This window comes from Dialister micraerophilus DSM 19965, assembly GCF_000194985.1.
Taxonomy (GTDB): Bacteria; Bacillota; Negativicutes; order Veillonellales; family Dialisteraceae; genus Dialister; species Dialister micraerophilus.
The window spans coordinates 82,526-103,094 of sequence record NZ_GL878519.1 but is presented as its reverse complement, the minus strand read 5'-3'; the positions used below and the strand labels follow the sequence as shown (position 1 = coordinate 103,094).

17 protein-coding genes, 1 pseudogene and 1 riboswitch are annotated in these 20,569 nt (G+C 29.2%); all 18 genes and pseudogenes read left to right on the top strand.

Going from position 1 to position 20,569, the window contains the following annotated elements:
• Positions 1-34 precede the first annotated feature (34 nt).
• Entirely contained in the window at positions 35-2,155 is a 2,121-nt protein-coding gene (locus HMPREF9083_RS00505) for an FtsK/SpoIIIE family DNA translocase (RefSeq protein ID WP_007555428.1), read from the top strand.
• 19 nt (positions 2,156-2,174) lie between these two features.
• Positions 2,175-3,206, top strand: coding sequence for an ABC transporter substrate-binding protein (locus tag HMPREF9083_RS00500; RefSeq protein WP_007555427.1), 1,032 nt, complete (start codon positions 2,175-2,177; stop codon positions 3,204-3,206).
• 3 nt (positions 3,207-3,209) lie between these two features.
• Positions 3,210-4,556 (top strand): 30S ribosomal protein S12 methylthiotransferase RimO, encoded by a 1,347-nt coding sequence (gene rimO / locus HMPREF9083_RS00495; protein WP_007555426.1) that lies wholly within the window; start codon positions 3,210-3,212, stop codon positions 4,554-4,556.
• Between the two features lies 1 nt (position 4,557).
• Positions 4,558-5,082 carry a CinA family protein gene (locus tag HMPREF9083_RS00490; RefSeq protein WP_007554574.1) on the top strand — a complete coding sequence of 175 codons (525 nt, stop codon included), beginning with the start codon at positions 4,558-4,560 and terminating at the stop codon, positions 5,080-5,082.
• Positions 5,064-6,119 carry a recombinase RecA gene (recA, locus tag HMPREF9083_RS00485; protein WP_007554543.1) on the top strand — a complete coding sequence of 352 codons (1,056 nt, stop codon included), beginning with the start codon at positions 5,064-5,066 and terminating at the stop codon, positions 6,117-6,119. Before HMPREF9083_RS00490 ends, recA begins: the two co-directional genes overlap by 19 nt.
• Positions 6,109-6,546 (top strand): regulatory protein RecX, encoded by a 438-nt coding sequence (locus HMPREF9083_RS00480; RefSeq protein ID WP_155800548.1) that lies wholly within the window; start codon positions 6,109-6,111, stop codon positions 6,544-6,546. Before recA ends, HMPREF9083_RS00480 begins: the two co-directional genes overlap by 11 nt.
• A gap of 83 nt (positions 6,547-6,629) precedes the next feature.
• Positions 6,630-7,064: a CtsR family transcriptional regulator gene (locus tag HMPREF9083_RS00475; RefSeq protein WP_007554536.1), complete on the top strand. Its 435-nt coding sequence runs from the start codon at positions 6,630-6,632 to the stop codon at positions 7,062-7,064.
• 3 nt (positions 7,065-7,067) lie between these two features.
• Positions 7,068-7,490: a UvrB/UvrC motif-containing protein gene (locus tag HMPREF9083_RS00470; protein ID WP_007555423.1), complete on the top strand. Its 423-nt coding sequence runs from the start codon at positions 7,068-7,070 to the stop codon at positions 7,488-7,490.
• Positions 7,491-7,508: 18 nt separating this feature from the next.
• Positions 7,509-9,929: an ATP-dependent Clp protease ATP-binding subunit gene (locus HMPREF9083_RS00465; protein ID WP_007555422.1), complete on the top strand. Its 2,421-nt coding sequence runs from the start codon at positions 7,509-7,511 to the stop codon at positions 9,927-9,929.
• Positions 9,930-9,988: 59 nt separating this feature from the next.
• Positions 9,989-11,428 carry a DNA repair protein RadA gene (gene radA, locus HMPREF9083_RS00460; protein ID WP_007555421.1) on the top strand — a complete coding sequence of 480 codons (1,440 nt, stop codon included), beginning with the start codon at positions 9,989-9,991 and terminating at the stop codon, positions 11,426-11,428.
• 70 nt (positions 11,429-11,498) lie between these two features.
• On the top strand, positions 11,499-12,587 hold the full coding sequence (locus HMPREF9083_RS00455; protein ID WP_050784956.1) for a PIN/TRAM domain-containing protein: 1,089 nt from the start codon (positions 11,499-11,501) through the stop codon (positions 12,585-12,587).
• A pseudogene (locus HMPREF9083_RS06365) lies at positions 12,584-13,170 on the top strand (IspD/TarI family cytidylyltransferase); the annotation flags it as partial. The gene HMPREF9083_RS00455 and the pseudogene HMPREF9083_RS06365, both read left to right, overlap by 4 nt.
• 96 nt (positions 13,171-13,266) lie before the next feature.
• Positions 13,267-13,764, top strand: coding sequence for a 2-C-methyl-D-erythritol 2,4-cyclodiphosphate synthase (gene ispF, locus HMPREF9083_RS06360; RefSeq protein WP_256998191.1), 498 nt, complete (start codon positions 13,267-13,269; stop codon positions 13,762-13,764).
• Positions 13,748-15,205: a glutamate--tRNA ligase gene (gltX, locus tag HMPREF9083_RS00440; RefSeq protein ID WP_007555417.1), complete on the top strand. Its 1,458-nt coding sequence runs from the start codon at positions 13,748-13,750 to the stop codon at positions 15,203-15,205. Before ispF ends, gltX begins: the two co-directional genes overlap by 17 nt.
• A gap of 139 nt (positions 15,206-15,344) precedes the next feature.
• On the top strand, positions 15,345-15,986 hold the full coding sequence (locus HMPREF9083_RS00435; RefSeq protein ID WP_007554601.1) for an amino acid ABC transporter permease: 642 nt from the start codon (positions 15,345-15,347) through the stop codon (positions 15,984-15,986).
• Positions 15,986-16,723, top strand: coding sequence for an amino acid ABC transporter ATP-binding protein (locus tag HMPREF9083_RS00430; RefSeq protein ID WP_007555416.1), 738 nt, complete (start codon positions 15,986-15,988; stop codon positions 16,721-16,723). Before HMPREF9083_RS00435 ends, HMPREF9083_RS00430 begins: the two co-directional genes overlap by 1 nt.
• 67 nt (positions 16,724-16,790) lie before the next feature.
• Positions 16,791-16,889: riboswitch (SAM riboswitch) on the top strand.
• A 54-nt stretch (positions 16,890-16,943) separates the two neighbouring features.
• A complete protein-coding gene (gene metK / locus HMPREF9083_RS00425) occupies positions 16,944-18,131 on the top strand; it encodes a methionine adenosyltransferase (RefSeq protein WP_035062509.1) in 1,188 nt (395 codons plus the stop codon).
• A 69-nt stretch (positions 18,132-18,200) separates the two neighbouring features.
• On the top strand, positions 18,201-20,564 hold the full coding sequence (gene priA, locus HMPREF9083_RS00420) for a replication restart helicase PriA (protein ID WP_007555414.1): 2,364 nt from the start codon (positions 18,201-18,203) through the stop codon (positions 20,562-20,564).
• The last annotated feature ends 5 nt before the right edge of the window (positions 20,565-20,569 follow it).

Sequence of the window (20,569 nt, the reverse complement as noted above, 5' to 3'; positions counted from 1 at the left end):
AAGCAAATTATCTTATGAATTAACAGGATTATTTTTGTTATTTTTAGGAGTTTTTGTAATAATTTCAATATTGAGATTTAATACGGGAGTTATAGGTGATCTTATTACACAAGCTTTTTCTGTACTGTTTGGAATTTTATCAATATTTCCGGCAATAGGATTAGTTGTGTGGGGAGGATATTATACATTAAAAGCAAGTAATTTTTCATGGAATAGAAAATTACTTCTTGCTTTTTTTTCATATTTTCTAATAGCTACACTTTATACACATATTATGGTTCCTACCGGATATGAGTTTGATATGAAATATATTACGGAATATGGTGGAATAATTGGAAGTTCAATAACATGGTCATTCAGATGGATGATTGGCGAAATCGGAACAACAATATTAATAACTTTATTATTAGTAATAGATATATTGTTTTTGACAAAATGGTCTCTTTCTTCAGGTGTTCAAAAAATAAGTAAAAAAACTGAAGAAAAATTAATTTTAGTGAAAAAGACAATTAAGAAGAAAAGTCAAACTTTAAAAAAACCTGAATTTTTTTCTGAAAATGAAGAAGAATCAAATGATTTTTTATATAAATCGTCTAAGAAAAAACATATAAAAGAAAACTCAATTTCTGAAGTTAAAAATAAATCTATAAAAAAATATATTGATGAAACATTAAATGATAAAAATGAAGAATTGGATAAAGATGATTCAAAAGAGATAAAAACACGCTCAGGATATAAATTTCCTCCTATTGAATTACTTCATAAAAGTATCAAAATTTCAGAAAATTATTTTGATATAGCCAAAGAAAAAGCGGATTTATTAGAAAAAACATTAAAAAGTTTCGGTGTTTCCGCAAAAGTTATTAATATAAGTATAGGTCCGTCCGTAACACGCTTTGAAATAGAACCTGCACCGGGAGTAAAAGTAAGAAAAATTGAAAATTTATCTGATGATATTGCACTTCAATTAGCTGCCACTCAAATTCGTATAGAAGCACCTATTCCAGGTAAATCTGCTGTTGGAATAGAAATTCCAAATGAAAAAAACTCCGAAGTGGCATTAAGAGATGTTCTTGAAGATAATAAATTTAAACGTGGGAAAGGAAATATTTTAGTAGCATTGGGGAAGGATATAGCAGGTAATGCCGTAGTTGCCGATTTGTCTAAAATGCCTCATCTTTTAATTGCCGGAGCAACTGGTAGCGGAAAAAGTGTATGTATAAATACTTTGATTACCAGTATTCTGTATAATAGTTCTCCGGACGATGTTAAATTAATTTTGATAGACCCTAAAGTAGTGGAACTTTCAATTTATAATGGAATTCCTCACTTAAGAATTGATGTAGTTACAGATCCTAAAAAAGCAGCAGGAGCATTAAATTGGGCTGTCAGAGAAATGGAACACAGATATAAATTATTTTCGGAAAATAAAGTTAGGGATATTAAAGGTTTCAATATAGCAAAACCTGAATTGAAATTGCCTTATATGGTTATAATAATAGACGAATTGGCAGATTTAATGATGGTTGCATCCGACAGCGTAGAAGATTCTATATGTCGACTTGCTCAAAAAGCACGTGCTGCAGGAATTCATTTAGTTTTGGCGACACAAAGACCGTCGGTAGATGTTATAACAGGTGTTATAAAAGCCAATATTCCAAGTAGAATTTCGTTTGCTGTATCATCTCAAATTGACTCAAGAACAATTCTAGACAGAGCCGGCGCTGAAAAATTACTTGGAAAGGGTGATATGTTGTTTGATCCTTCAGGTGTTGCTTATCCTATACGTGTACAAGGAGCTTTTATAACAGATAAAGAAGTAGAAAACATAACAAATTTCATCAAAGAAAATTCATCAGGGTTAATTAAACTTGATAATAAACCAATTGATTTATCAATACCGGAAATAAAAGAAATTGTTCCATTTGAATCACAACAAGATGAACTTTTAGGAGAAGCTGCAGAATGGATTTTAGATACTAAACGTGCATCAGTATCAGCATTACAAAGAAGATTTAGAATAGGATATACTAGAGCCGGCAGATTAATGGATACAATGGAAGCAATGGGGATTGTTTCGGGTGCAGATGGTGCAAAGCCACGAGAAATTTTAATTTCTAAAGATGAATTGGAAATTAAGTTAAAAAATACTTGATTTTAGAAAGAGGATAATTGTGAAAAGAATTTTTGCCATTGTTCTTTTATTAGTTATTACATTATCGGCATGTTTTTATATTTTTTATTATGCTGATGAACACAAGAAAAAGGAACAAGAAGTAATTGCAGATGCAAAAAAAGTTGTAGTTATCACAGACTTACCATCTGATATGTTTGAACCGATTAAGCAATCTTTTTATAATTCTAAAAAAATAAATGTTGAAGTTAATTATATAAATACTGTTAATTTAAAAAATATTGATCCTGTTATATTGAAAAAAAGTGATATAATTATAACATCTCAAGAAAATTTAAATAAATTAAAATCTATGCGGAAAATTTATAAATTTACTTCAGAAAAAACAGATACAGTTCTTAATATTTTTAAAGATAAAGATGGTTTTTGGACAGGAATTTGGATTAATCCTACTATTTTTATAGTAAATAAAAAATTTGCAGATAATAATCCTGATTTTGTATATAGTTGGGATGAAATTTTTAATCATATAAATATCAGATTAAGTGTGACGGATTTTATTGCATCGGATATAACAAAAGATTTATTGATGTCAATGACGGAGCATTTTGGAGAAGATGGTATTTTTGATAGATTATGGATTGCAAATAAACATGTAATTCAATACGGAAAATATCTGTCTACACCTTCTCGTATGGCAGCAATGGATAAATGTGATATAGGAATTTCTGATTATAATGAAGCTAAACGAACAGAAAAAGAAGGACTTCCCGTTATTATTTCATATCCAATTGATGGAACTGCATGGTATTTATATGGTATAGCAAGTTTACAAGAAAATAATAGTAAAGAAAGTGTTGAATTTATAAATTGGATTTTAGATTCTTCAAATTATAAAAAGAATATGGAAGATAATAAAAATTATTATCTTTATAGTAATGATATGAAAGTTAATTCAGATAAATTCGGAAAGGATCTTATATTTTGGGATTTAGAAAAAAATTATAGTGATGAGGGTAAGAAAACTTTATTGGATTTATGGGTAGAAAAAATAAGATTTGGGAGGAATTAGCTGGTGAAAGCTAAAAAGTTGGGATTTATAAGTTTGGGTTGTTCAAAAAATCTTGTAGATACTGAAATGATGGTAGGGATTTTGCAAAATGCAGGATATGAATTGACAAATGATTTATCAGAAGCACATGTAATTATTGTTAATACATGCACATTTATAGATCCCGCAAAACAAGAGTCTATTGAAACTGTCTTGGAAATTGCAAATTACAAAAAAACCGGTAAATGTGAACGTCTTGTGGCTGCCGGATGTCTTACACAACAATATAAAGAAGCTTTAGCTAAAGAAATACCTGAGATAGATATATTTATCGGAACAGATTCATGGAGAAATATATTAAAAGCCGTACAAAAATCTTATGAGAAAGAAAATGAAAAAATATATGAATTTAATTGCACACCATGTGCATCTGAAGAACTTATTCCACGTAAGTTAACAACACCATCATATATGTCCTATATAAAAATATCTGAAGGTTGTAATAAAGGATGTACTTTTTGTTACATACCTTTTGTACGTGGACCCATGAGAAGTAGAACTATTTCATCAATATTGTCTGAAGTAAGAAATTTAGCTAAGCAAGGTGTTCGTGAATTTAATTTAATTGCACAAGATTTAAGTTGTTATGGTCAAGATTTAAGAGACGGAACTTCATTAATTTTATTACTTAAACAATTAGTAAAAATACCTGAAGTAAAGTGGATTAGATTATTTTATTTATACCCTACAAATTTTACTGATGAATTACTTGATTTAATTTCAAAAGAAAGAAAAATTTGTAAATATATAGATATACCATTGCAACATATAAGTGATAATGTTCTCAAGAGAATGAACAGAAAAGACACAAGTGAAAGTATTCTTAAATTATTAAATAAAATTCGCAACAATATTCCTTATATAACAATACGAACAACATTAATGGTAGGATTTCCCGGAGAAACAGAATCTGATTTTGAAGATTTATGCGAATTTATCAAAAAAATTAAATTCGATAATATGGGGGCATTTAAATTTTCCCCACAAGAAGGTACCGCTGCAGCACTCATGCAAAATCAAATTTCTGAAGATGTTAAAGAAAAACGATATGATAAACTTATGTCAATTCAAGCAGGTATTTCTGAAGAAAATAATGAATTACTTATAGGTAAAGAAGCAGAAGTTTTAATAGAAGATATAATTAAAGATGGAGAAAAATTAATAGCTAAGGGAAGAACTTCTTTTCAATCACCTGATGTTGATGGTAATACATATATTTATAATTTCGGTGATGCTTGCCCCGGTGATTTCATAAAAACAAAAATAATAGATGGGTATTCATATGATTTAATAGCAGAAAGAATTGATTAAAATGGAAAATGCTATAGATATTAAATTAAAAGAATTAAAAAAAGTATTATTAGAAAACAAGTTTTTAATATCTGTTGCCGAATCTTGTACAGGCGGATTAGTATCAAAAACAATTACAGATATTCCCGGAAGTTCAAATTATTTTGTAGGTGGAGTTGTTACATATCAAAATACTGCAAAGGAGAAAATTCTTAATATACCTATAGATTTAATAAACAAATTTACTGCTGTAAGTGAACCTGTAGCTAAAGAAATGGCGCAAAGTGTACGTAAATTATATTGTTCGGATTTTTCAATATCAACTACAGGATATGCCGGTCCACATCTTATGAATTCAAATGAACCTACAGGTTTGGTTTTTATAGGAATTTCAAGCAAAAAGGGCGTTAAGGTATATAAAGAGTTTTTTTATGGAAACAGAAATCAAATAAGAATTAAAGTTACTGAAAAAGCAATAGAATATTTAATTAATTATATTAACAATGAAATTTTAGAAAGGAGCTTTGTATGTCAAAAAACGCTATAGAACAAGAAAAAAATAAAGCGTTAGAAAGTGCTTTAAACCAAATAACCAAAGAATTTGGTGCCGGTGCAATTATGAGATTAGGTGATATGCGCGGTAAATTGGATATCGAAGTTATATCAACCGGTTCTTTAGCTATAGATATAGCAGTAGGTGTAGGAGGATATCCGAGAGGTAGAGTAACAGAAATTTACGGTCCGGAATCTTCAGGTAAAACAACATTAGCATTACACGCTATAGCAGAAGCACAAAAAATCGGAGGCGTGGCAGCTTTTATAGATGCCGAACATGCATTGGATCCTATTTATGCACATCATTTGGGTGTAAATACAGATGCATTATTAATTTCTCAACCTGATTGCGGTGAACAAGCTTTAAGTATTTGTGAATCTTTAGTAAGAAGCGGAGCTGTAGATATAATAGTTGTAGATTCAGTAGCGGCTTTAGTACCACGGCAAGAAATTGAAGGCGATATAAGCGATCAATCTGTAGGATTACAAGCGAGATTAATGAGTAAAGCTATGAGAAGATTAACAGGTATAATCAGTAAATCTCGCACTATCGTTATATTTATAAATCAAATAAGAGAAAAAGTGGGAATAGTTTTTGGTAATCCTGAAACTACAACAGGTGGAAGAGCATTAAAGTTTTATTCATCAGTTCGTATAGAAGTAAGGCGTGGAGAAGCTATAAAAAACGGTACTGATGTTGTAGGAAATCGTACAAGAGCTAAAGTTGTAAAAAATAAAGTTGCACCGCCATTTAAAGTAGCTGAATTTGATGTTATGTACGGAGAAGGTATATCTAGAGAAGGTACATTATTAGATATTGCAGTAAATATGGATATTATAAAAAAGAGCGGTGCATGGTATTCTTATAAAGGTGAAAGAATAAGTCAAGGACGTGAAAATGCAAAAAAGTATCTTCATGATAATACTGAAATTGCTAAAGAAATCGATAAAATAATAAGAGACACTCTAATGGTTGAACCTGAAACATTTAATGATGAAGTAATTGCCGGAAACGATGATGAAAAATAAAAAAGATGTTTATCAAGCCGCTTTAAGGCTTCTTAACTATAAATCCCAAAGTGAATATGAAATAACTTATAAACTTAAAAATAGAGGATATACCAATGAAGAAATAAATAAAACTATTGAAAAGTTAAAAAAATTAAATTATATAAATGACGAAAAATTATCAATAGAATTATTTAATTATTATAAAAATCAAAACATATTAAGTAATAAAATGATTCATCAAAAGTTAAAACAAAAAGGACTTTATATTAATTTGGATTTATCGGAGACTGAAGAATTAAATGCTGCAAAAAAAATAGTAAATTTGAAGTTTAAAATTTCAAATTTATATAAAAATAATCCTGATAAATTAATTATTTTTTTAGCAAGAAAAGGTTTTTCTCAAAAAATAATATATAAATTAAATCTAAAAAAACAGTCGGATTAAAACGACTGTTTTTTTGACTTTTAAACCTATTGACTTTTTGACTTTTGAGCTTTATACTTAATTTAGTAAGAGGTGAGTAAATTATGAATAACATTTTATCAGATCAAATTGAAAAAATAATTCTGGAAATGTTACGTAGCAGAGAAGATGAAGGAATTATTTTAAAAAGAAGAGAATTGGCAAATGAATTGGAATGTGCTCCATCGCAAATAACATATGTAATAAATACAAGATTTTCAGATAATCAAAATTTTATAGTTGAATCAAGACGTGGTAATGGGGGATATATAAAAATTTCTTCCGTTAAAAATTATCCTGTTATCGTAAAACCGATAAATGAAAAAGAAATATTAAATAAACTTTTAAATGATTTACAAGAAAGTAATATTTTTGATGATGTACAATTTTCATTATTTATGACAGCTGTACATACATTTCTTGATTATTGTCCTGATTCTAAAATTAATAAAGGAATAAATACTTTAACAAAAAGGGTAAAAACTATATTGGAGGGATGAATTATGAATTGTGAAAAATGTGGTAAAAATAGAGCTTCAATACATAAAATTCTTATAATAAACGGAAATAGAACTGAATATAATTTATGTCATGTTTGTGCAAATAAAGAAAATTTCCAAATTAGCGGAATTAAAGATCCATTTTACATGATGAATAAATTTTTAGATAACAGTTTTTATGAATTTGAAGATGTTGATGATATATCAAATTATTTTAGGATAGATAATAAAAATTCAAGTTTAATAAAAAAAGATAGATATACTGAAAATATATCTGATTTATTTACAAAGAAGTTGGATTCAAAAGAAAAAAAATCAGATATTGATATTTTAAAAGAAAAATTAAAAAAAGCTGTTGAAGTTGAAGATTACGAAGGCGCTGCAGTTATTCGTGACAAAATTAAATTGAAAAATAAAGAAAATTAAAATTAAGGAGTGATACTAATGGAAGACAGATATACTGAAGGCGTAAAAAATGCATGGAAATACTCGGCAAAAATTGCATCGAGTTTAAATTCCGAATACATTGGGTTGGAACATCTTTTGGTCGGTATTGCACATGAAAAAGACGATGCCGGTAGTAAAATTTTATCTATTGTAGGAATAACGGAAGAAAACTTATTAGAAATTTTAAAAAGCTATAAAAAACATTCAATTCTTTCAGCTGATGAATTATATGTAGCTCCGCAAACTAAACGTATTTTAGTTACTTCTGTAGAAGAAGCAAATAGAATGCATATGCAATATGTAGGAACGGAACATCTTCTTCTGGCTATACTTCATGAAGGTGATAACTTCATAATGCAAATTATGGATTATTTCAATGTTACACAAGAAAAAATAATAGATGCATTTAACAAGGTTTTATCAGAAGATTCATATAACAAGAAAGATTCATCATTAGGTGAACTCAGCGAATTTGCAATTGATTTAAATGAACGTGCAAAAGAAGGTAAAATAGACCCTGTTATAGGTAGACAAGATGAAATAAATCGTGTTATTCAAATCTTAATGCGAAGAAATAAAAATAATCCGGTATTAATTGGAGAACCGGGTGTAGGAAAAACTGCAATTGCTGAAGGTCTTGCACAAAGAATAATAACTCAAGATGTACCTGAAATGTTGAAAAATTGTAAAATTATATCTTTAAATATTGCTTCTATTGTTGCAGGTACAAAATATAGGGGTGAATTTGAAGAACGATTAAAAAAGATAATAGATGAAATAAAAAAACATAAAGATTGGATTTTATTTATTGATGAAATTCACACCTTGGTGGGTGCAGGTTCAGGATCCGGAGAAAGCGGATCGATGGATGCCGCCAATATAATGAAACCGTCTCTTGCAAGAGGAGAGTTACGTTGTATAGGTGCAACTACTCTTAATGAATATAAAAAATATATTGAAAAAGATGCCGCATTGGAACGTCGTTTTCAATCTGTAATAATCGGAGAACCAAACCGTGAAGACACAATAAAAATTCTTAAGGGTTTAAGAGATAGATATGAGGCATTTCATAATGCCAAAATTACTGATGAAGCTATTTTAAATGCAGTAGATTTATCAACCCAATATATAAATGACAGATTTCAACCGGATAAATCAATAGATTTGATAGATGAAGCTTCAGCAAAAGTAAAAATTCAAGCTTCATTATCACCTGACAATATAAAGTTATTGGAAAACAAATTGAAATCTGTTCAAAAAGAAAAAACAGCTGCAGTTTCTTCACAAAATTTTGAAAAAGCTGCCGAATTGCGTGATATTGCTAAAAGTTTATCAGATAAAATTGCTGAATATAAAAAAGCTAAAAAAGATGATAATCTAAAACCGTTAGTTGTTACAGGTGAAGACATAGCAGAAGTAGTTTCAAAATGGACAGGAATACCGTTGCAAAGTTTAAAACAGAGCGATTCAGAGCGTTTGTTACATTTAGAAGATGAGTTGAAAAAAAGAGTTATAGGACAGGATGAAGCGATTCATGCAGTAGCTCAAGCTATTAGAAGAGCAAGAGCCGGAATGAAAGATCCGAAACATCCGATAGGTTCATTTATATTTTTGGGATCTACAGGTGTAGGAAAAACTGAATTGGCACGCGCACTTGCAGAATACATGTTTGGTAATGAATCTGCTTTAGTAAGATTTGATATGTCCGAATATATGGAAAAACACGAAGTATCCCGTTTAATAGGAGCACCTCCAGGATATGTAGGCTATGATGAAGGAGGACAATTAACTGATGTAATACGTCGTAAACCGTACAGCATTATATTATTTGATGAAATAGAAAAAGCACATTCTGATTTTTTCAATATTCTTTTACAAGTATTGGATGACGGTAGACTTACTGACGGACAAGGAAGAACGGTTGATTTTACAAATTGCATCATTATAATGACAAGTAATTTAGGTGCTAAATATTTAAATAAAAACATTAAATCTTTAGGATTTGAAATAACCGGAAAGGATATAAAAGAAATATCATTTGAAAATCAAAAAACACAAATTCTTGAGGAGGTAAAAAATACATTTAGACCTGAGTTTATAAATAGAATTGATGAAATGATAGTATTTAAACCGCTTGAAGAAAAAGAATTAAAATCTATAATAAAATTACTCCTTAAAAATACTGAAAATAAAATGAATAGTTTACATGTTAAATTATCAGTATCTGATAAAGCTGAAGAATATCTGATAAAAGAAGGATATAGTTTTGAGTATGGAGCACGACCTTTAAAAAGACTTATTCAGAAAAAAATTGAAAATAATATTTCAGATATGATTATAAAAGGAGACCTTAAAGGTAAACGTCAATTGAATATTGATTTAAATAATGAAAAACAATTAGTTTTCAATACATTGTAATTTTGTGTAGTATAATAAGACATGAGTGAATTCATGTCTTATTATTTTGGGGTAATATTATGGTTGCAAAGAATATAAAGAAAACAAAGTTTGTTTGTAGTAATTGTGGAAATATAAGTTCTAAATGGGTAGGAAAATGTTTGCAATGTAATGAATGGAATAGTATGCATGAAGAGAGCGAAATTAATATTACAAATCCTAAAACATTTTTTAGTTCAAAATCAGATTTAAAAAAGCCGCTTAAAATATCAGAAATAAATTCAAAAAGCAATGAACGTATAAATTTAGAATTTCCCGAAATAGATCGAGTTTTGGGTGGAGGAATCGTTCCGGGATCTGTGATATTATGCGGTGGAGAACCAGGCATAGGTAAATCAACTTTAATATTACAAATTTGTAAGTTTGTAGCGCAAAAAAATAAAAAAGTTTTATATTGCAGCGGAGAAGAATCCGAATTTCAAATAAAAATGCGTGCAGAGCGCATTGGATTGTTTGAAGACTCTTGCTATATAATGTCTGACGGTAATTTAGAAAATATAATAAACGCAACACAAAAAATAAATCCGTCATTACTCATAATAGATTCAATACAAACTGTTTTTATAGCAAATTCGAATGCGTCAATAGGAAGCATTACACAAATTCGTGACGTGACTTCCATTTTAATAAATTTAGCCAAAAGAGATAATATTGCACTAATTATAATAGGACATGTAACAAAAGAAGGAAACCTCGCAGGACCTAGAATGTTGGAACATATGGTTGATGCTGTAGCGTACTTGGAAGGTGATCGAAGTTATCAATTTCGTATGCTCAGAATGGTAAAAAATCGTTTTGGTTCTACAGATGAAACAGGATTATTTTCAATGAATAAGACAGGACTTTCAGCTATAAATAATCCTTCCGAATTTCTATTAAGAGAAAGAGCATCAAATATTCCCGGAAGTATAGCAACAACATTATTAGAAGGAATGAGAGCAGTTATCATTGAAGTACAAGCACTTACAGTAGCAACAGTCCTGAATATGCCGCGCAGAGTTACTGTAGGATATGATTACAATAGAATAACTATGTTACTTGCTGTACTTGAAAAAAGAGCAAATCAATTATTTAGTAGAAATGATGTATATATAAATATTCCCGGTGGAATTTATGTACGAGAAACAGCTGTAGATCTGGCAGTTGCTTTAGCTGTAGTTTCTATAAATAACGATGTACCTATATCTGCAGAAATGATTGTTTTAGGTGAAGTAAGTTTAACAGGAGAAATATTACCTGTTTCAGGAATAATAATACGTATAAAAGAAGCGATAAAAATGAAATTTAAAAAATTTATTTTACCAATGGGTAACAAAAAAGATGTAGAAAAATATTTTAAAGAAAATGATTTATTATATTTATTAAAATATACACATTTTATAGCACATATAAATGATGCAATTAATTTAATAAAAAATAATAATACAAATAAAATAAGTACAATTGTACTCAAAGCTTAATTTATGTGATAATATAATTATTGTATTAACTTAATGTATGCAATATAAACTATTTATTAGAGGAATTTATATGTCAGAAAAAATTTTAAGGGTTATTTTTATAATACTCTTTACAATATTAGGAATTGCATTATCTACACAAACATCATTTATATTATCGTTAATAGTGCCCGAAAACATATTAAATTTTATGATTTTAGGAATTACGATAATATCAGGTGCATCAATAATTATAAATGCAATAATAGGTGCATTTATAGGTTTTTTCATAGCGCCATATTTAATAAACAAACTTTTTAAATTAACATCACATGTAGAAAAATCATTAACGGCAAATTCATTACAAGATTTATTAATTGGGACATCCGGACTTTTTATCGGACTGATAATTGCAAATTTAGTTGGACTTGCATTTAGAAGTGTACCTTATATAGGACCTTATATATCTGTAGTACTCAGCATAGTTTTAGGATATATAGGTATGCACTTGGGAATTAATAAAAAAGCTGAAATCTGGGAATGGATAATTTGTCACGGAAAAGAGTCAAAAAATAAAAAGATCGGGAAATTATTAGATACAAATATTATAATTGACGGAAGAATTGCAGATATTTTTAAGACAGGATTTTTAGAAGGACCTTTAGTTATTCCTGTTTTTGTATTGGAAGAATTACAAAAAATATCTGACTCATCTGATATTTTAAAACGAAACAGGGGACGCAGAGGCCTTGATATATTAAATCAAATGAGAAAAAAACAAGAAGATGAAGTTATCATTATAAATGATGATTTTGAAGATGTAAATGAAGTCGATTCTAAATTAATAAAATTAGCAAGACAAAAGAAATATAAAATAATAACTAACGATTATAATTTAAATAAAGTTGCAGAATTACAAGAAATAGAAGTATTAAATATTAACGATTTAGCTATAGCAGTAAAACCTGTATTGATTCCCGGTGAAGAAATAGTTGTACAACTTATAAAGCACGGAAAAGAAGAAGGTCAAGGTGTTGCATATCTGGACGATGGAACTATGATTGTAGTTGAAAATGGAAGTAAATCAATAGGAAAACAAGTCTCAATTATGGTTACATCTGTATTGCAAACCGCCGCCGGAAAGATGATTTTTGCAAAAATAGGAGAAAAACAAGTATGAACAGCATGATTCTTCTATGTGCAGGCGCAGGTAGCAGAGTAGGACTTTCTTTAAATAAGTTATTATTAAAACATGAAAATAAAACGTTGGCGCAGTACACTTTAGAGAATATTTTTTCCTCAAATCAAATAGATGAATTAATTATAGTAGTTAAAAATTCTGAAATAGAGATTTTTAAAAATATACTTTCTAAAATTCGACATACTGTAAAAGTTAAGTTTACGTCAGGAGGAAAAACACGATTTGAATCTGTGAAAAACGGGTTGTTGTCTGTAGATCCAGAATCAGATTATTTATTAATTCATGATTGCGCAAGACCTTTTATAAACAATAAAATTATAAAGATTTTATTAAATAATATTGATAAAGATACGCCTGGTGCAATACCATTTTTGTCTTGTAGCGATACAATAAAAGAAAAAGAAAAAATATTGTAAAAAAAACTTTGAATAGAAATAATTTAATAAAAATTCAAACACCTCAAGTTTTTATTACTAAAATATTTAAAGATGCAATATCCAAAATACCTTCAAACAATATTGAAATAACCGATGATTCATCCATATTGGAATATTCAGGTTACAAAGTTAAAATTTGTAAAGGTTATGAAAAATTATTTAAAATTACAACAATTGAAGATTGGGAACATTTTTGTGAGATAATTGATAGAGATAAACTTATGTATAGAATAGGTCAAGGCTATGACATTCATAGAAAAAATTTAAAAAATACGCTTATCATAGGCGGTGTTAAAATTTTAAATGAAAAAGGACTTGAGGGTCATTCAGATGCTGATGTACTTATTCACGCTATAATAGATTCTTTATTGGGAGCAGCAGGATTATCAGATATCGGAACGTATTTTCCGGATACAGATATTAAATATAAAAATATTTCAAGTTTAACGATGTTAAAAAAAGTTTCAGAAATTATAGAAAAAGAAAATTTTGTTATTTCAAATATAGATACAACTGTAATAGCTCAATCACCTAAACTTATTAAATATATCCCGGAAATGAAAACTAATATATCAAAAATATTGAAAATAAAAATTAATCAAATAGGTATAAAAGCTAAAACAAATGAAAAATTAGATGCTGTAGGAAATGATAAAGCAATAATTGCATTATCAACAGCTTTGATTGTCAGGAGGCACTGTTATGCAGAAGAAAATTAGAGTAAGATTTGCGCCGAGTCCGACAGGACCTTTTCATATTGGAGGAGCAAGGTCTGCTTTATTTAATTGGTTACTTGCCAAACATATGAATGGTGATTTTATCGTACGTATTGAAGATACAGATACGGTACGTTCAACTAAAGAATCTGAAGAAAATATAAAAGAATCTTTAAAATGGTTAGGTCTTAATTGGGATGAAGGAATTGATGTAGGTGGTCCTCATGCTCCATATAGACAAACTGAGCGTTTAGAAAAATATAAAAAAATTGTAGAACAGTTAATAAAAGAAGATAAAGCATACTATGCATATGATACAGCTGAAGAATTAGAAGCAAGTAGACAAGCACAACTCAAAGAAGGAAAAACTCCTGTATATCAAGGTTACTGTAAAAATCTAACAGCTGAAGAACAAAAAAAATATAAAGAAGAAGGACGAAAGCCGGTTGTCCGACTCAGAGTTCCTACACATGGTGTTTTTGAATTTGATGATATGGTCCGATGTCATGTAGAATTTCAAGCATCAGGAGTGGGAGATTTCATAATTATGAAATCCGACGGAATACCTGTATATAATTTTGCTGTAGTAATAGATGATATAGACATGGAAATTACACATGTAATACGTGCAGAAGAACATTTATCAAATACACCGCGTCAAATAGCTATATATCAAGCATTAGGACACGAAGCACCTGTTTTCGGACATATATCACTTATACTAGGTTCAGATCACAAAAAGATGAGTAAACGACACGGTGCAACTTCTATTACTTCTTATAAAGATATGGGATACTTACCTGATGCAATAGTAAATTACCTTGCTTTGTTAGGTTGGGCACCTGAAGGTGAAGAAGAAATATTTACAAGAAATGAATTAATAGAAAAATTCACTATGAATCGCGTTTCATCAAATGATGCGGTTTTCGATATTGAAAAACTGAACTGGATAAATTCTCGCTATATAAAAGAATTATCACCCGATCAATTACTGGAATTTTTGATGCCTTTTATAGTTAAAGTCGGATACGAAACATTACCGATTTCTCCGGAGCGTAAAGAATGGCTTAAAAAAGTTGTTTGCTACGTTCAAGAAAGATTGTCATATGGTATGCAAGTAGAAGAAGAACTGAAAATTTTCTACAGAACAATTGGAGAAATTAAGAACGAAGAATATAAAGAAATTATGAAATCCGAATCAAGTAAAAAAATTCTTCAAGCTTTTATAGAAAATCTTGAAAAATTAGATTTATTTGAAGATGATTTTATAAAGAAATGCTTTACAAATGCAATGAAAACGACTAATATAAAAGGAAAACTTGCATTTGAACCTGTTCGAATTGCATTAACGGGAAAAACAAAGGGTCCCGGTATATATACAATGATTTCTTTATTCGGTAAAGATAAAACTTTAAATCTTTTAAAAAAAGGTTTAACTATTTAAGAGAATTAATGAACGAAGAGTTCAGTAAATAACTCTTCGTTTATTTTTTTAAATAATATTGTTGACTAACTATTCTCTTAAATGTAAAATTATACATGTTGTATTTAAATTTTATTTAAAAGGAAAAATAGGATAAATTATGAATTTTGAATTGATTCAACAGGCATTCCCATTATTACTTTTGGGGGCTGGAGTAACTATTGAAATAACAGCTGTAAGCGTTGCTATAGGATTAATTATAGGATTGATTATAGGAATATTACGTATCGGTCAGATTCGTGTATTGCGAATTATTGCAACAATTTATGCTGATTGTATCCGAGGTACTCCTTTATTGGTTCAGATATTTTTAATTTACTTTGCTTTACCTATGATTAGCGGACATAGAGTTGATCCGTTTTTGGCTGCAGTTACTGCATGTGGTATAAATAGCGGAGCTTATGTTTCGGAAATCATACGTGCAGGAATACAATCAATTGATATAGGTCAAATGGAAGCTGGAAGATCATTAGGATTAACATGGTGGCAAACAATGTACCATATAATATTGCCTCAAGCTTTAAGAAATATACTTCCACCGTTAGGTAATGAATTTATTGCAATGCTAAAAGATTCTTCACTTGTTTCTGTTATTGGATTTGAAGAATTAACACGTAGAGGACAATTAATTATTGCACAAACGTATGGTTCTTTTGAGATTTGGCTTACAGTTGCATTTTTATATCTTGTTATGACATTAGCTATTTCTCGTTTAGTATCATTTTTAGAACGGAGAAAATAATGGAAGCCACAAAAACTTTAATAAATGTAAATCATATAAGTAAATCATTTGAAAATACTTCAGTTCTTAATGATATATCATTAAAAGTCAATGAGGGTGAAGTTGTCGTTATTATAGGACCATCAGGTTCAGGTAAAAGCACATTGCTCAGATGTATAAACGGTTTGGAAACTCCTACTACCGGAATTATAACATTTGACGATATGCCTCTAAACGGAGAAGAAAACATTAACGCTGTTCGTACTGAAGTTGGTATGGTTTTTCAACGTTTCAATTTATTTCCGCATATGAGTGTCATAAAAAATTTAATGCTTGCACCTATGAAAGTAAGAGGATTATCAAAGGAAGAAGCTTATACCAGAGGTATGAATTTATTAAAAAAAGTTGGATTACAAGATAAAGAAAATGCTAAACCCTCTCAACTTTCCGGTGGTCAACAGCAACGTGTAGCCATTGCACGTGCTTTAGCAATGAAACCTAAAGCGCTATTATTTGATGAACCTACATCGGCATTGGATCCTGAAATGGTACATGAAGTTTTAGATGTTATGAAAGAAGTTGCAAACGAAGGTATGACAATGGTTGTTGTTACTCATGAAATAGGTTTTGCGCGTGAAGTAGCAACAAGAGCAGTTTTTATCGATCACGGAATTATAGTTGAAGAAGGAGAACCCAACAACTTATTTAAATCACCGAAAGAAGAAAGAACAAAAGCTTTCCTTTCACAAGTTTTATAAAAAGTCTTACTTGATAAATTATTAATAAAGATTTATAATGACTTTGAATTAAATATGAGACTTATGTCGCTCATCAAGAGTAGCAGAGGGACTGGCCCTATGAAGCTACGGCAACCATCATTAAGAAACGGTGCTAATTCCAACAGCAAAAGCTGGCAGATGAGAGGAAATATTCCTCCCTGTGCGGAGGTTTTTTTATTAAATAATAATGGAGGTTATTATGCCCAATAAAACATTATTCACTTCAGAATCAGTTACTGAAGGTCATCCTGATAAAATAGCCGATCAAATTTCTGATGCCATATTAGACGCAATTTTATCAAAAGATCCTGATGGACGTGTTGCTTGTGAAACAATTGTAACAACAGGACAAGTACATGTTTTCGGTGAAATATCTACCAAATGTTATATAGATATACCGAAAGTAATAAGAGATACTATTGAAAAAATAGGATATGTAAATTCAGATTATGGGTTTGACAGTAAAACATGCGGTGTACTTGTATCAATTGATGAACAATCTCCTGATATTGCAATGGGTGTTGATAAATCATTAGAAGCAAAGAAAAACAAGAACATTAAATATGATATCGGTGCAGGAGATCAAGGTATGATGTTCGGTTATGCAACAAATGAAACTGAAGAATTTATACCTCTGCCGATTCAATTGGCACAACAATTAGCTAGAAAATTAGCCGAAGTAAGAAAAAGCGGTGAATTAAATTATTTACGTCCCGACGGAAAAACACAAGTTACGGTAGAATACATTGATAATAAACCGCATCGTGTTGATACGGTTGTAATATCAACACAACACTGTCCGGAAGTATCTCATGATAAAATAGAAAAAGATATAATAGAACATGTTGTAAAGAAAATTATTCCTGCAAAGTATCTTGATAAAGATACAAAATATTTTATTAATCCTACAGGAAGATTTGTTATCGGTGGACCGCAAGGTGATGCAGGACTTACCGGACGTAAAATAATAGTAGATACATATGGCGGTATGGCACGTCACGGCGGCGGAGCATTTTCAGGAAAAGATCCTACAAAAGTCGATCGCTCTGCAGCATATGCAGCAAGATATGTAGCTAAAAACATTGTCGCTGCAGGAATTGCCGACAAATGTGAAATTCAATTAGCTTATGCTATAGGTGTGGCAAAACCCGTTTCAATAAGAGTAGATACATTCGGTACAGGTAAAATTTCTGAAGAAAAAATCGTTGAATTAATCAACAAAAATTTCGAATTACGTCCTGCCGGTATTATTGATATGCTTGATTTAAAGAGACCTATATATAAACAAACTGCGGCATATGGACATTTTGGAAGAAACGATTTGGATTTACCATGGGAAAAATTAGATAAAGTATCTGTATTGAAAAAAGAATCAGGTATAAAATAAAAGATGTGATAAAATAAAGAGATGTAGCAGTTAATGTTACATCTCTTTATTTTATAAAAGTAGGGTAAAATGAAAATAACTATAGCTGAAATACTTATAAATAGACCATCAAAGCATTTAAATCGTACATTTTCATATCGCATTCCTAAAAATTTAAGTTATATAAATATAGGTTGGAGATGTGTCGTTCCTTTTGGAAAACATAAAGAGGAAGGTATTATAATTTCAATAAGAGAAATTGAAGAAAATTCAGTATCATATAAAGTTTTAGACATTGAAAATACAATTGATTCATATAATTGGTTTTCAGATTCAATGATGCAATTGGCATATTGGATATCTTCATATTATTTATGTACTTTATTAGATGCACTCAGATTATTTTTAATTGACAAAAAAGGTATAAAAAAAGATATAAGTTATTTTATAAATTGGGACATAATACCTGAAAATCACAAAATAAAAGAACTAATAGATATTTCTGTAAAAACGGTACGTAAAGATGCAATAGAAAAGATATTATCAAAAAATAATATTCAAGAATATATAGATAAGCAATTTTTTTCTGTTCAAGAAATTTATGATTCTACATATAAACGTCCTTTAGATAAATGGATAAAATTAAATAATACCGATATAAATTTTAAACTCGGTCCAAAGCAATTTGAATTAAAAAAATATTTAGATAAAAACAAAGAAGCTTCTGTAGACAATTTAAAGGAAAAAGGATTTTCAAGTTCGGTAATAAATGCTGTTTGTGATAAAAATATAGCAAAATATTTTTACAAATACAGAAAAACGTTTTCTTTGATAAAAGATACAATAAAAAAGAAAGATAAAAAAATTTTAACTGATGAACAAAATAATGTTCTGAAAAATATACTAAAAAAAATAAAAGAAAATAAATATTCAGGAATTTTATTAAAAGGTGTAACGGGTAGCGGAAAAACAGAAGTTTATTTAAGAGCTACAGAAAACGTATTATTAAATAACGGTACTGTTTTAATACTTGTACCTGAAATATCAATGACGGATCAAATCATATCATACTTTACTGAATATTTCGGTTCGAATATTGTTTTTATGCATAGCAACTTAAATAAAAGTGAACGTTATAACAACAGGATGAGAATACAAAACGGCGAAGCACGAATTATTATAGGTTCTCGTTCAGCTTTATTCATGCCTTTTAATAATTTAAAGCTTATTATAGTTGACGAAGAATATGATTTTTCATACAAACAAAGTGATGGACCAAGATATCACGGAAGAGATGTAGCCAAAATGTTGGCAGTAATTCATAATTGCCCAATTATATTAGGTGCAGCTACACCATCAATATCTACATATAATTCTGCTGAGAATAAACAAATAGATTTACTTGAAATGAATTATAGGATTCATAAAACTCCACTTCCTAAGATAAATATAATAGATATGCAGGATGAATATCTTTTAGGAAATTACTCGTTATTCTCCGGATATCTTTTAAAAAAATTAAAAGATACCAAAACAAATAATAAAAAATCTATACTTTTTTTAAATCGAAGAGGTTTTTTTACATATCTCATTTGTACTAAATGTGGAAATACTGTAAAATGTCAACATTGTGACGTTTCATTGGTTTATCATAAAGATAAAAAAAGATTACAATGTCACTCATGTGAAAAATTTTTTGATGTAATTACAATTTGTCCGAAATGTAGTAATAAATTGATATATAAAGGATTCGGAACACAAAGAATTGAAGATGAAATACATAAATATTTGCCTGAGTTAAAATGTAAACGATTAGATATAGACAGTATTTCAAAAAAAGGAAGTTCGGCTCAAATATTAAATGATTTTCGTTCAGGATTATTTGATGTTTTATTAGGTACACAATTAGTTACAAAAGGACATGATATCCCCGATGTTAAAACCGTAGGAATTTTAAATGCTGATGGAATGTTGAATACTCCCGGATATTTATCTGCAGAAAACACTTTTAATACACTTACTCAATGTGCAGGTCGTGCCGGTAGAAATAAAGAACAAGGAGAAGTAATTCTGCAAACTTATAATCCATCTCATTATGTTATACAATCTATAGCAAAACATAATTATGAAGAATTTTACAGAAAAGAAATCGAATATAGAAAAGCTTTATTTTATCCGCCGTTTTCAAAATTAATTAAAATATCAAGTTTTAATAAAATATATGAAAAAGCATTATATAAAGCTAATCGTATATATAAGTATTTATCACAAAACAATCAAAATGACGTTATAATTGCACCGCCTTATGATGAAAATCTGAAAAAAATTCGAGACAAATATTATATTTCAATATTAATAAAAGGGAAAAATCTTTCTTCAATAAAAACAATAATAAGAAATTCTTTTATTTCTGAAGAAAATGATATAATTATAGATGTAGATCCTATATATTAAACTAA

Bases quoted from the DNA above. Each gene is read 5' to 3' on its own strand.
- HMPREF9083_RS00490 (WP_007554574.1), top strand. From the start codon at position 4,558: ATGGAAAATGCTATAGATATTAAATTAAAAGAATTAAAAAAAGTATTA.
- recA (WP_007554543.1), top strand. From the start codon at position 5,064: ATGTCAAAAAACGCTATAGAACAAGAAAAAAATAAAGCGTTAGAAAGT.
- HMPREF9083_RS00480 (WP_155800548.1), top strand. From the start codon at position 6,109: ATGAAAAATAAAAAAGATGTTTATCAAGCCGCTTTAAGGCTTCTTAAC.
- HMPREF9083_RS00475 (WP_007554536.1), top strand. From the start codon at position 6,630: ATGAATAACATTTTATCAGATCAAATTGAAAAAATAATTCTGGAAATG.
- HMPREF9083_RS00470 (WP_007555423.1), top strand. From the start codon at position 7,068: ATGAATTGTGAAAAATGTGGTAAAAATAGAGCTTCAATACATAAAATT.
- HMPREF9083_RS00465 (WP_007555422.1), top strand. From the start codon at position 7,509: ATGGAAGACAGATATACTGAAGGCGTAAAAAATGCATGGAAATACTCG.
- radA (WP_007555421.1), top strand. From the start codon at position 9,989: ATGGTTGCAAAGAATATAAAGAAAACAAAGTTTGTTTGTAGTAATTGT.
- HMPREF9083_RS00455 (WP_050784956.1), top strand. From the start codon at position 11,499: ATGTCAGAAAAAATTTTAAGGGTTATTTTTATAATACTCTTTACAATA.
- ispF (WP_256998191.1), top strand. From the start codon at position 13,267: ATGTATAGAATAGGTCAAGGCTATGACATTCATAGAAAAAATTTAAAA.
- gltX (WP_007555417.1), top strand. From the start codon at position 13,748: ATGCAGAAGAAAATTAGAGTAAGATTTGCGCCGAGTCCGACAGGACCT.
- HMPREF9083_RS00435 (WP_007554601.1), top strand. From the start codon at position 15,345: ATGAATTTTGAATTGATTCAACAGGCATTCCCATTATTACTTTTGGGG.
- HMPREF9083_RS00430 (WP_007555416.1), top strand. From the start codon at position 15,986: ATGGAAGCCACAAAAACTTTAATAAATGTAAATCATATAAGTAAATCA.
- metK (WP_035062509.1), top strand. From the start codon at position 16,944: ATGCCCAATAAAACATTATTCACTTCAGAATCAGTTACTGAAGGTCAT.
- priA (WP_007555414.1), top strand. From the start codon at position 18,201: ATGAAAATAACTATAGCTGAAATACTTATAAATAGACCATCAAAGCAT.